This is a genomic window from Streptomyces longispororuber (assembly GCF_024448165.1).
Classification (GTDB): Bacteria; Actinomycetota; Actinomycetes; order Streptomycetales; family Streptomycetaceae; genus Streptomyces; species Streptomyces longispororuber_A.
Window position 1 is genome coordinate 1 of sequence record NZ_JAMOLN010000030.1, and the last position, 12,727, is coordinate 12,727.

Annotated in this window: 14 protein-coding genes and 1 pseudogene; 9 read left to right on the forward strand and 6 right to left on the reverse strand. The window is 68.5% G+C overall.

The features are described 5' to 3' along the window. Nucleotides 1-244, reverse strand: a pseudogene (gene dnaA, locus M4J07_RS11415) (chromosomal replication initiator protein DnaA); the annotation flags it as partial. A 410-nt stretch (nucleotides 245-654) separates the two neighbouring features. Here dnaA and rpmH point away from each other — a divergent pair. The 9 genes from rpmH to M4J07_RS11460 all read left to right on the forward strand — a co-directional run bounded on the left by rpmH (nucleotide 655) and on the right by M4J07_RS11460 (nucleotide 7,656). Continuing rightward, nucleotides 655-792 carry a 50S ribosomal protein L34 gene (rpmH, locus tag M4J07_RS11420; RefSeq protein WP_006381191.1) on the forward strand — a complete coding sequence of 46 codons (138 nt, stop codon included), beginning with the start codon at nucleotides 655-657 and terminating at the stop codon, nucleotides 790-792. 20 nt (nucleotides 793-812) lie between these two features. After that, the gene (gene rnpA / locus M4J07_RS11425; protein ID WP_255970620.1) at nucleotides 813-1,184 is read left to right on the forward strand and encodes a ribonuclease P protein component; all 372 of its coding nucleotides are present in this window, start codon (nucleotides 813-815) and stop codon (nucleotides 1,182-1,184) included. Further along, a complete protein-coding gene (yidD, locus tag M4J07_RS11430; protein WP_255970622.1) occupies nucleotides 1,181-1,531 on the forward strand; it encodes a membrane protein insertion efficiency factor YidD in 351 nt (116 codons plus the stop codon). Before rnpA ends, yidD begins: the two co-directional genes overlap by 4 nt. Nucleotides 1,532-1,534: 3 nt before the next feature. Continuing rightward, the gene (gene yidC, locus M4J07_RS11435; protein ID WP_255970624.1) at nucleotides 1,535-2,818 is read left to right on the forward strand and encodes a membrane protein insertase YidC; all 1,284 of its coding nucleotides are present in this window, start codon (nucleotides 1,535-1,537) and stop codon (nucleotides 2,816-2,818) included. Nucleotides 2,819-2,872: 54 nt separating this feature from the next. Beyond that, nucleotides 2,873-3,385: a Jag family protein gene (locus tag M4J07_RS11440; protein ID WP_255970626.1), complete on the forward strand. Its 513-nt coding sequence runs from the start codon at nucleotides 2,873-2,875 to the stop codon at nucleotides 3,383-3,385. A gap of 106 nt (nucleotides 3,386-3,491) precedes the next feature. Beyond that, nucleotides 3,492-4,208, forward strand: coding sequence for a 16S rRNA (guanine(527)-N(7))-methyltransferase RsmG (rsmG, locus tag M4J07_RS11445; protein ID WP_255970628.1), 717 nt, complete (start codon nucleotides 3,492-3,494; stop codon nucleotides 4,206-4,208). A 348-nt stretch (nucleotides 4,209-4,556) separates the two neighbouring features. Beyond that, the gene (locus M4J07_RS11450) at nucleotides 4,557-5,633 is read left to right on the forward strand and encodes a ParA family protein (RefSeq protein WP_305127571.1); all 1,077 of its coding nucleotides are present in this window, start codon (nucleotides 4,557-4,559) and stop codon (nucleotides 5,631-5,633) included. Next, nucleotides 5,630-6,733, forward strand: a complete 1,104-nt coding sequence (locus M4J07_RS11455; protein WP_255970630.1) for a ParB/RepB/Spo0J family partition protein — start codon at nucleotides 5,630-5,632, stop codon at nucleotides 6,731-6,733. Before M4J07_RS11450 ends, M4J07_RS11455 begins: the two co-directional genes overlap by 4 nt. Before the next feature lie 305 nt (nucleotides 6,734-7,038). Next, nucleotides 7,039-7,656: a GNAT family N-acetyltransferase gene (locus tag M4J07_RS11460; protein ID WP_255970632.1), complete on the forward strand. Its 618-nt coding sequence runs from the start codon at nucleotides 7,039-7,041 to the stop codon at nucleotides 7,654-7,656. Nucleotides 7,657-7,765: 109 nt separating this feature from the next. Here M4J07_RS11460 and trxA read toward each other — a convergent pair whose 3' ends face one another. The 5 genes from trxA to M4J07_RS11485 form a co-directional block, all read right to left on the reverse strand. Beyond that, nucleotides 7,766-8,098 (reverse strand): thioredoxin, encoded by a 333-nt coding sequence (gene trxA / locus M4J07_RS11465; protein WP_111663056.1) that lies wholly within the window; start codon nucleotides 8,096-8,098, stop codon nucleotides 7,766-7,768. A gap of 47 nt (nucleotides 8,099-8,145) precedes the next feature. Continuing rightward, the gene (gene trxB, locus M4J07_RS11470) at nucleotides 8,146-9,123 is read right to left on the reverse strand and encodes a thioredoxin-disulfide reductase (protein ID WP_255970636.1); all 978 of its coding nucleotides are present in this window, start codon (nucleotides 9,121-9,123) and stop codon (nucleotides 8,146-8,148) included. A 142-nt stretch (nucleotides 9,124-9,265) separates the two neighbouring features. After that, entirely contained in the window at nucleotides 9,266-10,177 is a 912-nt protein-coding gene (locus M4J07_RS11475; protein ID WP_255970638.1) for an anti-sigma factor family protein, read from the reverse strand. Then, entirely contained in the window at nucleotides 10,174-10,896 is a 723-nt protein-coding gene (sigM, locus tag M4J07_RS11480; RefSeq protein WP_255970640.1) for an RNA polymerase sigma factor SigM, read from the reverse strand. Before sigM ends, M4J07_RS11475 begins: the two co-directional genes overlap by 4 nt. Before the next feature lie 42 nt (nucleotides 10,897-10,938). Further along, the gene (locus tag M4J07_RS11485) at nucleotides 10,939-12,666 is read right to left on the reverse strand and encodes a protein kinase family protein (RefSeq protein ID WP_255970642.1); all 1,728 of its coding nucleotides are present in this window, start codon (nucleotides 12,664-12,666) and stop codon (nucleotides 10,939-10,941) included. Between the last annotated feature and the right edge of the window lie 61 nt (nucleotides 12,667-12,727).

Sequence of the window (12,727 nt, forward strand, 5' to 3'; positions counted from 1 at the left end):
TCGGGCGGCCGCACTCGCGGCTCAGGGTCTCGCTGACCACCGGGGCGAGCCGGCCCTCGAGTACGCCCTTCGCGAACTCGTTGGGGACCGCCAGGAGGGCGGTGTCGGCGACGAGTGCCAGTGGCTGGCAGCGCCGGATCCAGTGTTCGTCCTTCGTCTCGACGCCCTGCCCGTGACCTTCCCCGAGGAGTTTCTCCAGTACTCGTGGCCACACTGCGGCAAGATCGGCAGGTACGTCAGCCACAGGGCACGCTCTCTCGCTGGTCCCACGAACGTGTGATTCCTGGGACGGGTTGGGTGGGAGGTTCGAAGCCCGGGTCGGGCAGAAAATCGGGTGGGGTGGTGAGAAGGGAACGAATCGGAGTTCAGCCACGGTAGTCAGCGCGACCGCTGCGGTTCAAGTTGTTGTCCCCAGCCTGTGGACAGTGTCTCCCGCGTGACCCTGGTTTGACCGGATGGCGTAGCCGCGCGTACCGTAACCAGGTCGAGTTGTCGATGGCTGCTGCCGCCTGCCTCCGATGGGCAAGGTCATGGTCCGCAAGTTCTTTGCAGTCTGTGTAGCGGTGCACTCGGGCGTATTGCGAGCTTCTCGTGGGCGCACGGTGACAGCCAGGCGATGTCCCGCCACCACCCGAATTTCTCTGGAGCCCCCGAGTGAGCAAGCGCACCTTCCAGCCGAACAACCGTCGTCGCGCCAAGACCCACGGTTTCCGCCTTCGCATGCGGACCCGCGCCGGTCGTGCGATTCTCGCCAACCGTCGTGGCAAGGGTCGCGCCAGCCTGTCCGCCTGATTTCGTAATCAGGTCATGACGTGCTGCCTACCGAGTATCGGCTGAGGCGGCGCGAAGACTTCGCGACCGCGGTACGCCGAGGACGCCGGGCCGGACGCCCGCTTCTCGTCGTCCATCTACGCAGCGGTTCAACGGACCCGCACGCGCCTGGGGAGAGCGTTTCCCCACCGCGTGCGGGTTTCGTCGTGAGCAAGGCCGTAGGTGGAGCCGTCGTACGGAACGCGGTGAAGCGCAGGCTTCGGCACCTCATGCGCGACCGAATGGCCTTGTTGCCCCCAGGTAGCCTGGTAGTCGTACGTGCGTTGCCCGGATCGGGCGACGCCACCCACGCACAACTGGCCCGAGACCTGGATGCCGCCCTGCAGCGGCTGCTGGGAGGGGGCACGCGATGAAGTACCCACTGCTCGCATTGATCAAGCTGTACCAGTGGACCATCAGTCCGCTGCTCGGTCCGGTGTGCAAGTACTACCCGTCGTGCTCCCACTACGGCTTCACGGCCATCGACCGGCACGGTGCGATCAAGGGGACAGCCCTCACCGCCTGGCGGATCCTCCGGTGCAATCCGTGGTCGCTCGGCGGTGTCGATCATGTTCCGCCGCGTAAGCGTCCGCGGTGGCACGAAATGCTGCGCAACGCCTGGCGCGAACGCAAGGGCGGGCCTTCCGCCGCCGGCGCGCCTGCCCAAGGCTCCCCCGAGAGCCTGGCCGCCGAGACCCCGTCCCATGCTCAAGGAGCCTGATTAGTGGACACGATTGCCGGTTTTTTTAGCTTCATCACGACACCAGTTTCGTGGGTCATCGTCCAGTTCCACTCGCTGTACGGGAAGATCTTCGGTCCCGACACGGGCTGGGCCTGGGGCCTGTCGATCGTGTCCCTGGTGGTCCTGATCCGGATCTGCCTGATCCCGCTCTTCGTGAAGCAGATCAAGTCGACTCGGGCGATGCAGACGCTGCAGCCCGAGATGAAGAAGATCCAGGAGCGCTACAAGAACGACAAGCAGCGCCAGTCCGAAGAGATGATGAAGCTGTACAAGGAGACGGGTACCAACCCGCTCTCCTCGTGCCTTCCCATCCTGGCGCAGTCCCCGTTCTTCTTCGCCCTGTACCACGTGCTCAACGGCATCGCGACGGGCTCGACGATCGGTGTCATCGACGAGCCGCTGCTGGCGAGCGCGCGCAAGGCGCACATCTTCGGCGCCCCGCTGGCCGCGAAGTTCACGGACAGCGCCGACAAGGTCGCCTCGCTGGGCGCCACGCTGACCGACGTCCGCGTCGTCACGGCGATCATGATCGTCCTGATGTCGGCGTCGCAGTTCTTCACGCAGCGCCAGCTCATGACGAAGAACGTCGACACCACGGTGAAGACGCCGTTCATGCAGCAGCAGAAGATGCTGATGTACGTCTTCCCCGTCATGTTCGCCGTCTTCGGTATCAACTTCCCCGTCGGTGTCCTCGTCTACTGGCTGACCACCAACGTGTGGACCATGGGCCAGCAGATGTACGTGATCCGCAACAACCCGACGCCGGGTTCCAAGGCCCAGTCCGCGTACCTGGAGCGCCTGCTCAAGCACGTCACGCACGCCGAGAAGATCCGCACCCGCCGCGACCGCAACGTGGTCAAGGCGATCGTCTCCAAGGGCCGCGACCGCAACGAGTTCGAGCGCAAGTTCATCAACGGTCTGACCAAGGCCGGTCTCGCGGCCCAGGCCGACGGCCAGGTGGCCAAGAGCACGGCGACCGCGGTGCTGGACGAGGACGGCGCTCCCGCGTCGACCGCGACCCCGAAGCGGCAGCAGCCCAAGCGGCAGTCCAAGTCGCAGCGCCAGTCCGGGACGACCACGGCCAAGGAGGACTCCTCCTCCGAGACGAAGACGTCGCTCGAGAAGACGGACGAGCCGCAGGACGCGAAGCCGCAGGCCAAGCAGTCCGGTGGCGCCAAGCCCGCCGGCGGCACGCAGCAGCGGAGCAAGGCCAAGTCCGGGCAGCGCAAGGGCCCGCAGCGGCCCAAGTCCCCGTCCAAGAAGTAAGACCTCGACGTAAGACCGTGGCGCAAGCCTTTGACGCAAGAAGGAGTCCATCCCGTGACGGAAGGCACCACCTCCGCCGCTCCTGAGGGTGGCGACACCCTGTCCCGCCTCGAGCAGGAAGGCGAGATCGCCGCGGATTACCTTGAGGGTCTGCTGGACATCGCCGACCTCGACGGCGACATCGACATGGACGTCGAGGCCGACCGTGCCGCGGTGTCCATCGTCAGCGACTCGGCCGGCCGTGATCTGCAGAAGCTGGTCGGGCGTGACGGAGAGGTTCTCGAGGCCCTCCAGGAGCTCACCCGCCTCGCCGTCCACCGGGAGACCGGGGACCGCAGCCGCCTGATGCTCGACATCGCCGGGTACCGCGCCAAGAAGCGCGCCGAGCTCACCGAGCAGGGCGCCAAGGCCGCGGCCGAGGTGAAGAGCAGCGGTGAGCCGGTCAAGATGAACCCGATGACGCCCTTCGAGCGCAAGGTCGTGCACGACGCGGTCAAGGCCGCCGGCCTGCGCAGCGAGTCCGAGGGCGAGGAGCCGCAGCGCTTCGTCGTCGTGCTCCCTGCCTGAACGGCACGTCGCTCTCCGGCCCCGTCTGTTCGCAGGCGGGGCCGATCTTTGTCAGCCTGTTAGTCAGCCACCCAGTGCGGTAGTGCGGTACGGAAGGACGGTCCCCGTGACGGAGGCAGCAGAACTCCCCCCTGCTCCCGAGCAGGCCCGGACGGTGTTCGGCGAGCGCTTCCCGGACGCTGTGCGGTACGCGGAGCTTCTCGCTGACGCGGGAGTGCAGCGTGGTCTGATCGGCCCGCGCGAGGTGCCGCGCCTGTGGGAGAGGCACATCCTCAATTGCGCCGTGCTGTCCGAGGTGGTCCCCGAAGGCGTCACCGTCTGCGACGTGGGTTCCGGGGCGGGGCTGCCGGGCATTCCGCTGGCCCTGGTCCGGCCGGATCTCAAGATCACGCTGCTGGAGCCGCTGCTGCGGCGTACGACGTTCCTCACCGAGGTCGTCGAGCTGCTCGGGCTCGACCACGTGACGGTGGTGCGGGGCCGCGCCGAGGAGGTCCTCGGGAAGCTGCAGCCCGTCCATGTCGTCACCGCGCGAGCCGTGGCACCGCTCGACCGCCTGGCCGCGTGGGGCGTGCCCCTGCTGCGGCCGTACGGAGAGATGCTCGCCCTCAAGGGCGACACCGCGGAGGAGGAGCTCAAGGGGGCCGGCGCCGCCCTGAGCAAGCTCGGTGCCGTGGAGACGTCGGTCCTCCACGTCGGCGAGGGCGTGGTCGACCCGCTGTCCACCGTGGTGCGCGTCGAGGTCGGAGAGAGCCCCGGCGGTGTGCGCTTCGCCGCGAAGCGCGCCAAGGCGGCTCGTACGGGACGAGCGCGTCGCAGGCGCTGAGCGTCTGTCGCGCGCTGGTCTTGAGCGATCTTCCCGTGTGAGCTCCTGGCGTGATTGCCTGGCGTGATGATGAGTACCGCTGATCCGTCCTGACGACCAGCGGTACTCCACAAAAGCTGTCAAACGTACGCATCTCGGGGTGTCGCCAGGGAGCGCACCACCCTGCGGTGCATCGTGTTTCACGTGAAACGTCGCTCACTGCTGCATGGCATCATCAGTCGCGGCCGCGCAGCGGCCGCTCCCCGCGACCGTAGACCTCTCGGATCCCTCGATACGGGCACGGAGTTGTCCACAGAGGGGGATTCATCCACAGAAGACCGGGCCTCGCTGGTTCTTGACCCCGAAGGCATGGGAGGCTCTGTTCATTGCGAGCCTGAAGTCGAGGAGAGTGAATCCTTGCGGTCCGACGCCAACATCGCGGGACCGATGACCGATCCGGTCCCCGGTCCCCGTACCGAGTCGGCGGGGGAGGATGTTTCACGTGAAACACCGCCTCCGATGGACGACACCCCCATCGGTCGTGCTGCCCAACTGGCAGTAGAAGCTCTTGGTCGTGCCGGCGAGGGCCTGCCACGTCCTGAGCAGACCCGCGTCATGGTGGTGGCCAACCAGAAGGGCGGGGTCGGCAAGACCACCACGACGGTCAACCTTGCCGCCTCGCTCGCGTTGCACGGCGCACGCGTGCTGGTGATCGACCTGGATCCACAGGGCAATGCCTCCACGGCTCTGGGCATCGACCACCACGCCGAAGTGCCGTCCATCTACGACGTGTTGGTCGAGAGCAAGCCGCTCTCCGAAGTGGTTCAGCCCGTCCCTGATGTCGAAGGGCTCTTCTGCGCCCCGGCCACCATCGATCTCGCCGGTGCGGAGATCGAGCTGGTCTCCCTGGTGGCGCGTGAGAGTCGGCTGCAGCGAGCCATCCAGGCGTACGAGCAGCCGCTGGACTACATCCTCATCGACTGCCCGCCGTCGCTGGGTCTGCTGACGGTCAACGCTCTCGTCGCGGGGGCGGAAGTGCTGATCCCGATCCAGTGCGAGTACTACGCGCTGGAGGGGCTCGGCCAGCTCCTGCGGAACGTGGATCTGGTGCGGGGGCACCTCAACCCCGACCTGCACGTCTCGACGATCCTCCTCACCATGTACGACGGACGTACGCGGCTGGCCTCCCAGGTCGCCGACGAAGTCCGCAATCACTTCGGTGGAGAGGTTCTGCGGACGAGCATCCCGCGCTCGGTCCGTATCTCGGAGGCTCCCAGCTACGGGCAGACCGTGCTGACCTACGATCCAGGGTCGAGCGGTGCACTCTCGTACCTCGAAGCGGCGCGGGAGATGGCGCTGCGCGGGGTCGGGATCCACTACGACGCCCAGCATGCCCACGCGGGCACTCAACTTGACCAGCAGAGCACGCCGGAGGGTATTCAGTGAGCGAGCGACGGAGGGGACTGGGCCGTGGTCTCGGCGCGCTGATCCCGGCTGCCCCCACACCTGAGAAGACGGCGCCGGCAAGTCCGGCAGGAGGGGTCTCGACTTCTCCCGCCGCCGTGCCGGTACTGACAGCGGTGCGTGGGGTCGCGGCGGCCAAGGTGGCATCGCTCTCGCAGCAGAATGTTTCACGGGAAACCGAGGAACCTGCGACGGCCGCGGTGGACGGTTTCGAGAGCCCCGCAGGGGCGCACTTCGCGGAACTGCCGCTCGACTTCATCACGCCCAACCCGCGCCAGCCGCGTGACGTGTTCGACGAGGACGCCCTTGCCGAGCTCATCACGTCCATCAAGGAAGTTGGCCTGCTGCAGCCCGTCGTGGTGCGGCAGGTGGGTCCCGGGCGCTACGAGCTCATCATGGGCGAGCGGCGCTGGAGGGCCTGCCGTGAGGCGGGTCTGGAGCGCATCCCGGCCATCGTGCGCGCCACCGAGGACGAGAAGCTGCTCCTCGACGCGCTCCTGGAGAACCTGCACCGTGCCCAGCTGAATCCGCTGGAAGAGGCTGCCGCCTACGACCAGCTGCTCAAGGACTTCCACTGCACGCACGACCAGCTGGCGGACCGCATCGGCCGGTCCCGTCCGCAGGTCTCCAACACCCTGCGTCTGCTGAAGCTCTCTCCGGCCGTGCAGCGCCGGGTCGCGGCGGGTGTGCTGTCCGCCGGCCACGCGCGTGCTCTGCTGTCCGTCGAGGACTCGGAGGAGCAGGACCGTTTGGCCCACCGCATCGTCGCCGAGGGGCTCTCGGTGCGTGCCGTCGAGGAGATCGTGACCCTGATGGGGTCCCGGCCCACGAGCACGGCGCGGGCGAAGGGACCGAGGGCCGGCACGCGGGTCTCCCCGGCACTGAGTGAGCTCGCCACGCGGCTCTCGGACCGGTTCGAGACGCGGGTGAAGGTCGACCTGGGCCAGAAGAAGGGCAAGATCGTCGTCGAGTTCGCGTCGATGGACGACCTGGAGCGCATCCTCGGCTCGCTCGCCCCCGGCGAGGGACCGGTTCTGCAGAACGCCCTCCCGGAGTCGGCCGAGGACGACGAGCAGGACTGACCGCTGCACCGCAGTGACCTGGAGCGGGCTGTGTCCGGTGTGTACCGGAACACGGCCCGCTCTTTGCTTTCTTACGGTATCGATGGAATCGCATCGTGGTTACGATGCGACGGGAAGAGCGCATCCACCCGGCAGCACCTCATAGGGGAGGCGGGGGTCATGCGATCGGTGAGTCGCAGCGGACTGATGACCGCAGGTCTCGGGCTCGGCGCAGTCGGCGGATTCGTCGGCAGCCTGCTCAGGGAACGGAGCGCTCTGGCAGCTGCCCGCGTCGCTGCGGGCGAAGGAAGCGAGGAACTGCCTTCATGGGGCGTCGGCTCGTACCGCTCACACTGGACAACCTTCCGGACCTTCCCAAGCGCTGCCGGTCGTGTGTCTTCTGGGAGCTGGACCCGGTCAGTGGCGAGGCCGCGGTAAAGGCGGGCACCCCCGAACTGGAGAAGGAAGCCTGGATCTCCGCGGTCCTCCTGGAGTGGGGCTCCTGCGGACGCGTCGTCTACGTCGATGACGTTCCGGTCGGCTTCGTGCTCTACGCTCCGCCCGCGTACGTCCCCCGGGCGGCATCCTTCCCGACGAGTCCCGTGTCCCCCGACGCCGTCCAGCTGATGACCGCCTGGATCATGCCGAGCCATCAGGGCCAGGGGCTGGGCCGGGTCATCGTGCAGACGGTCGCCAAGGACCTTCTGCGCAGGGGCTTCAAGGCGATCGAAGCCTTCGGCGACGCCCAGTGGAAAGAGCCGGCCTGCTTGCTGCCCGCGGACCATCTGCTCTCGGTCGGCTTCAAGACGGTGCGACCCCATCCCCTGCACCCCCGGCTGCGCCTCGAGCTGCGTACGACGCTGTCCTGGAAAGAGGACGTGGAGCTGGCGCTGGACCGGCTCCTGGGCGCCGTGCAGAAGGAGCCCGCGCTTCGGCCCCTGTGACGGCCGAGGGGTGGCTGCCTACGAAACGCCGAACGGGCCGGCCCGGAGGGGCTGGCCCGTTCGTGTTTCACGTGAAACACCGTCTGCCGTTCGCGAAAGGCGTCGTCGCTTACTCGGCGATGAAGTCCTCGAGGTCGCGCACGATGGCGGCCTTCGGCTTGGCGCCGACGATGGTCTTGGCGACCTCGCCACCCTGGTAGACGTTCAGGGTCGGGATCGACATGACGCCGTACTTGGCGGCCGTGCCCGGGTTCTCGTCGATGTTGAGCTTGACGATCTCGATCTTGTCGCCGTACTCGGCAGCGATGGCCTCGAGCGACGGCGCGATCTGGCGGCACGGGCCGCACCAGGCAGCCCAGAAGTCCACCAGGACGGGCTTGTCGCTCTTGAGGACGTCCTCGTCGAAGGAGGCGTCCGTCACGTTCTTCAGGTTGCCGGCCACAGCAGGCTCCTCATTTCTTGGGGGGAGGGTCGGGAGGGAAGTTCAGGTCAGACGCTGGCGGTCTGGGTCTTCTCGGGCTCGGCGGCCTCACCGTCGGCCAGCGCGGCCAGGAAGCGCTCGGCGTCGAGGGCGGCGGAGCAGCCGGTGCCGGCCGCCGTGATCGCCTGCCGGTAGGTGTGGTCCACGACGTCGCCGGCGCCGAAGACGCCCGTGAGGTTGGTGCGCGTCGACGGGGCGTCGACCTTCAGATAGCCCTCGTCGTCCAGCTCGAGCTGACCCTTGAAGAGCTCGGTCCGCGGGTCGTGGCCGATCGCGATGAACAGGCCGGTGACCGGCAGCTCCGACGTCTCGCCCGTCTTGAGGTTGCGCAGCGTCAGACCCTGGAGCTTCGGGTCGCCCTTGATCTCGGCGACCTCGCTGTCCCAGACGAACTTGATCTTCGGGTCGGCGAAGGCGCGCTCCTGCATGGCCTTCGAGGCGCGCAGGGTGTCGCGGCGGTGCACGATCGTCACGGACTTGGCGAAGCGCGAGAGGAAGGTGGCCTCCTCCATCGCGGTGTCACCGCCACCGATCACGGCGATGTCCTGGTCCTTGAAGAAGAACCCGTCGCAGGTCGCGCACCAGGAGACGCCACGGCCGGACAGGGCGTCCTCGTTCGGCAGGCCGAGCTTGCGGTGCTGGGAGCCGGTGGTGACGATGACGGCCTTGGCGCGGTGCACGGTGCCGGCGGTGTCCGTCACGGTCTTGATCTCACCGGTCAGGTCCACGGCCACGACATCGTCGGGCACGAGCTCGGCGCCGAAGCGCTCGGCCTGGCCGCGCATGTTGTCCATGAGCTCAGGGCCCATGATGCCGTCCTGGAAGCCGGGGAAGTTCTCCACCTCGGTCGTGTTCATCAGCGCGCCACCTGCGGTGACGGCGCCCTCGAACACAAGCGGCTTCAGCGACGCGCGCGCGGTGTAGAGCGCCGCCGTGTAGCCGGCGGGCCCGGAGCCGATGATGATCACGTTACGGACGTCGCTCACGGCTTGATTCCTCGTCTCTGCGGGACTGCTGCGTACTGCCGGGGGAGCCTCTTCTCAGGACTCTCACCCCACCCAACGGATCCTACGGGGCATGCATTCCCGACGTGTCCGGGCGCACGTCGGGAGTGCGTTCGGGTGCCCCTCAGCGACGCTTGTAGGAGTGGGTGTACAGCAGCTCGCCCGTGGACGTGTGCCGGCTCATGCAGGAGGAATCCACGATGAACGCGGTCACCTGATGCGCCGGGTCGGACTCGTGGGGCAGCACGACGAGGTAGGCGTCCTTCCCCTCGTACGTGCCCTTCTCCACAGCCAGCGGGTCCTCGTTGCGCTGGGTTCCCTGCTGGACGCAGGGCGGTGCGTAGGGCGCCTGCTTCTTCATCGGCGAGTTCGAGCCCGGAGCCTTGGGGCCGGTGTCCTCGGTGCCGAACGGCTCCGTGCTGGACGACTGGGTGCCGAGCAGCTTCGAGACCTTGGTCTGCAGCGTGCTCTGCGCGAAGGTGTCCGATGCGCTGCTCGTGGGCGCTTTCGCAGTCGGGGATCCGCCGGTGTTCTGCATCAGAAGCGCGCCCACGCCGAGCGCGGCCACCGTCAGGACGGAGCCGATGGCGGCACCGGTGCGGCGCCGTGTGAAGCGGGACTTGCGCCCCGGCCCCGTGGCGGCGCGTGCGTGCCCTGCGGGCCGGTCCGTGGAACGCAGCGAAGGCTCGGCGGTCTCGGTCGTCGATGTTTCACGTGAAACAGGATCAGTGGTTTCACGCGGCGAGGTCTCGGCGAGCTCGTGCTCCGGGGCCGCGGTGACACTGTCCAGAAGCGCTTCGGCGGCCAGCGCCGCGTCGATGCGTGTGGCGATGTCCTCGGGCATCCGCGGCGGACCCGGCAGGGTGCCGAGCATGCCGCGGATCTCCTCCAGGGAGGCATAGACGTCCGCGCAGAGCACACAGCCGTCGAGGTGACGCCGGATGTCGGAGGTGCGCGAGGGCGGCAACAGGCCTTCGGCGAGATCGGAGATCTCGGTGACCTCCGGGTGCTCTGCCGTGTCGGTCGTGGATGTCACGCTCGCCCACCTCCGCCCTTCACCGCAGCCGAATCATTTGGTCCTGCGTCGTCCCGAGGACCCGCTGCGGGTGGGACGGATGTCCCCTGCGTCCGGTTCCTTCCAGGGGTCGGGTTCTCGCCACCTTCGGTACTCTCCTTGGCCCCGCTCTCCGTACGGAGATGGGTCAGGAGGGGAAGCAGTCTGGCTCTGCCGCGCGCACAGCGACTCTTGACCGTTCCTGTGGGGACGTCGAGGAGCCGGGCGGCCTCGGCCACCGGGTAGCCCTGCATGTCGACGAGGACGAGCGCGGCCCGCTGGTCCGTCGGCAGCGATCCCAGGGCGGCCAGGAGCTCGCGGTGGAGGTCGTTGCGCTCGGCGGGCGCGGCCGCCGATTCGTGCGGCTCCAGGAGCTGGTCCAGGCGATCGGCGTCGTCCACGGGGGACGTCTTCCGCGATGCCATTTTGCGAGCCCGGTCCAGGCACGCGTTCACGGTGATGCGGTGCAGCCAGGTCGTGACGGCGGACTGGCCGCGGAAGGTGTGCGCGGCGCGGTAGGCGGAGACCAGCGCGTCCTGCACCGCGTCCGCGGCTTCCTCGCGGTCTCCCAGCGTCCGCAGCGCCACCGCCCACAGTCGGTCCCGGTGCCGTCGCACGATCTCGCCGAAGGCGTCCTTGTCCCCCGCGACGTGGCGGGCGAGGAGGTCCTGATCGCTCGCTCCGCCGTAGGCGTCGTCCACTGCCGAACCCCCTCCCCCTGGTGAGTCACGGTGTCCCGGTGGTCAGCCGGTGAACTTCACATCCGTGATGCCCTGCTTGTAGCCGGCCTGGCTGTACCCATCCTGACCCGCGTGCGGCAGTGCCGTCAGCCATACGAGTACGTACCGCGTCCTGACCGGCTTGTCGGCCTCGACGCTCGCCGTCTTGGCCCGGGTCTTGGTCTGGGCGCCGATCCGCTTCAGACCGTCCACGGAGGCCGGTGAGAGCGAGTCGGCCGCGTACAGCGAGACCGTGGTGTGGTCGCCGTCGTAGCGGAGCCCTATCGACGCGGCCGACACGTCCTTGGCCGAACCGAGGTCGTACACGATGCCGACACCCGGCTTTATGACCATCTCGGGGCCGTCGAGGAACGACTTGGTGCGCCAGTACGTGGAACTGTCGCCGTCGTACGTGTCCGCGACGTCGTTGGGTGCCTGGGGGTCGCCCTTGGCGACGTACTCCTGGGCGCCCTTGATGGTGTGCGGCTTGGCGGGCTTCTTGTCGTCCTTGCCGCCGCCGCCGTCGGTCGTGTGCGTGGTCTCGGAGTCGCCGGACTTGCCCTGGTCCATGAGGGCGTCCGCGAGCTGCCAGCTGCCGAGCCCCAGCGCGGCGATGAGCAGCGCTGACACGGCCCACTTGAGGGCCTTGCCGGTACGGCTCTGCAGCGGGGGCGGCGGGGTGGGCACCGGCTGGGTGACGCCGGGCGCGGCCTGGCGGCCGTACGTGCCCTGCTGGTAGGTGGTCCGCTGGTACTCCGGCGGAGCGGTGAAGGCGGGCTCCGGCGGGCGGATCCTGGGCATCTCGCCGATGGCCTTCACCAGGTCCTCCGGCGTGGTGCACGGAGGCTCCTGGCGGGACGCCGTCGCCCCGTCGTTGGCGAGCGCGCGCATGGCGAGCTCCGCGAGGCCGCGGTGCACGCCGGCCCTCACCTGGTCGGGCGCGATGAGGCCGACGCCCTTGGGCAGCCCCGACAGGCCGTACGCGTCGTTCTCGTACGGCCAGCGCTGCGTCAGGGCGGCGTACAGCAGCGCGCCGATCGCCTCGGTGTCGGTGCGCTGCGGGGTGTCGGACGTGATGCCGCGCAGCGCGGCGTTCACGGCGAGGCCGCGGATGCGCCACTGGCCCGTGGAGGTACGCAGCACGGCGCTCGGCGTGAGCCGCAGATGGGCCAGGCCCTCGCGGTGTGCCGCGGCCATGGCGTGCGAGACCTGGTTGACCATCTGGTACGCGTCGTGCGCCTCGAGCGAGCTCACGGCGAGCAGCGCGGTCAGCTCCGTGGCGTCGGGCAGCCACTCGTGGACGACGTAGACGAGATCGTTCTCCTCGACGGCGTCGAGGACCTGGACGAACCGCGGGTCGCCGAGCAGCGCCGACGAGCGGGCCGCGGCGAGCACCGAGCGGGCCCGCGGATGATCGGCGGGCAGCAGGTGCACGCCGACAGCGCGGCGGAGCTTCTCGTCCACCGCACGCCAGCTGCTGAAACCGTCCAGACGGGTGACGCACTCCTCGAGCCGGTAGCGTCTGGCGAGCTTGTGCCCGCTGTGCAGCTCGGGTGGTGTCGTCTTCCCGGGGCTCACGTGTGTCCCCGTCTCCGCGGTGTCCGCGGGTTCCTCGCGTGCCGCCGTGTCCCGCTCCCCGGTCTGGGCCGCCCCGTCGGCCGTGGCCTGCTCCGCCTTGTCCGCCTTGGCGGCCAGCGGCTCGTCGCCGCCGTTGTCGGCCACGTCGACGGCAGCCGTGCTCCGTTCCGCCACCGTCGTTCCTGCCTCCCCATCCGTTGCACTCACTGCGACGTCAAAGCCAATTGTGCCCACA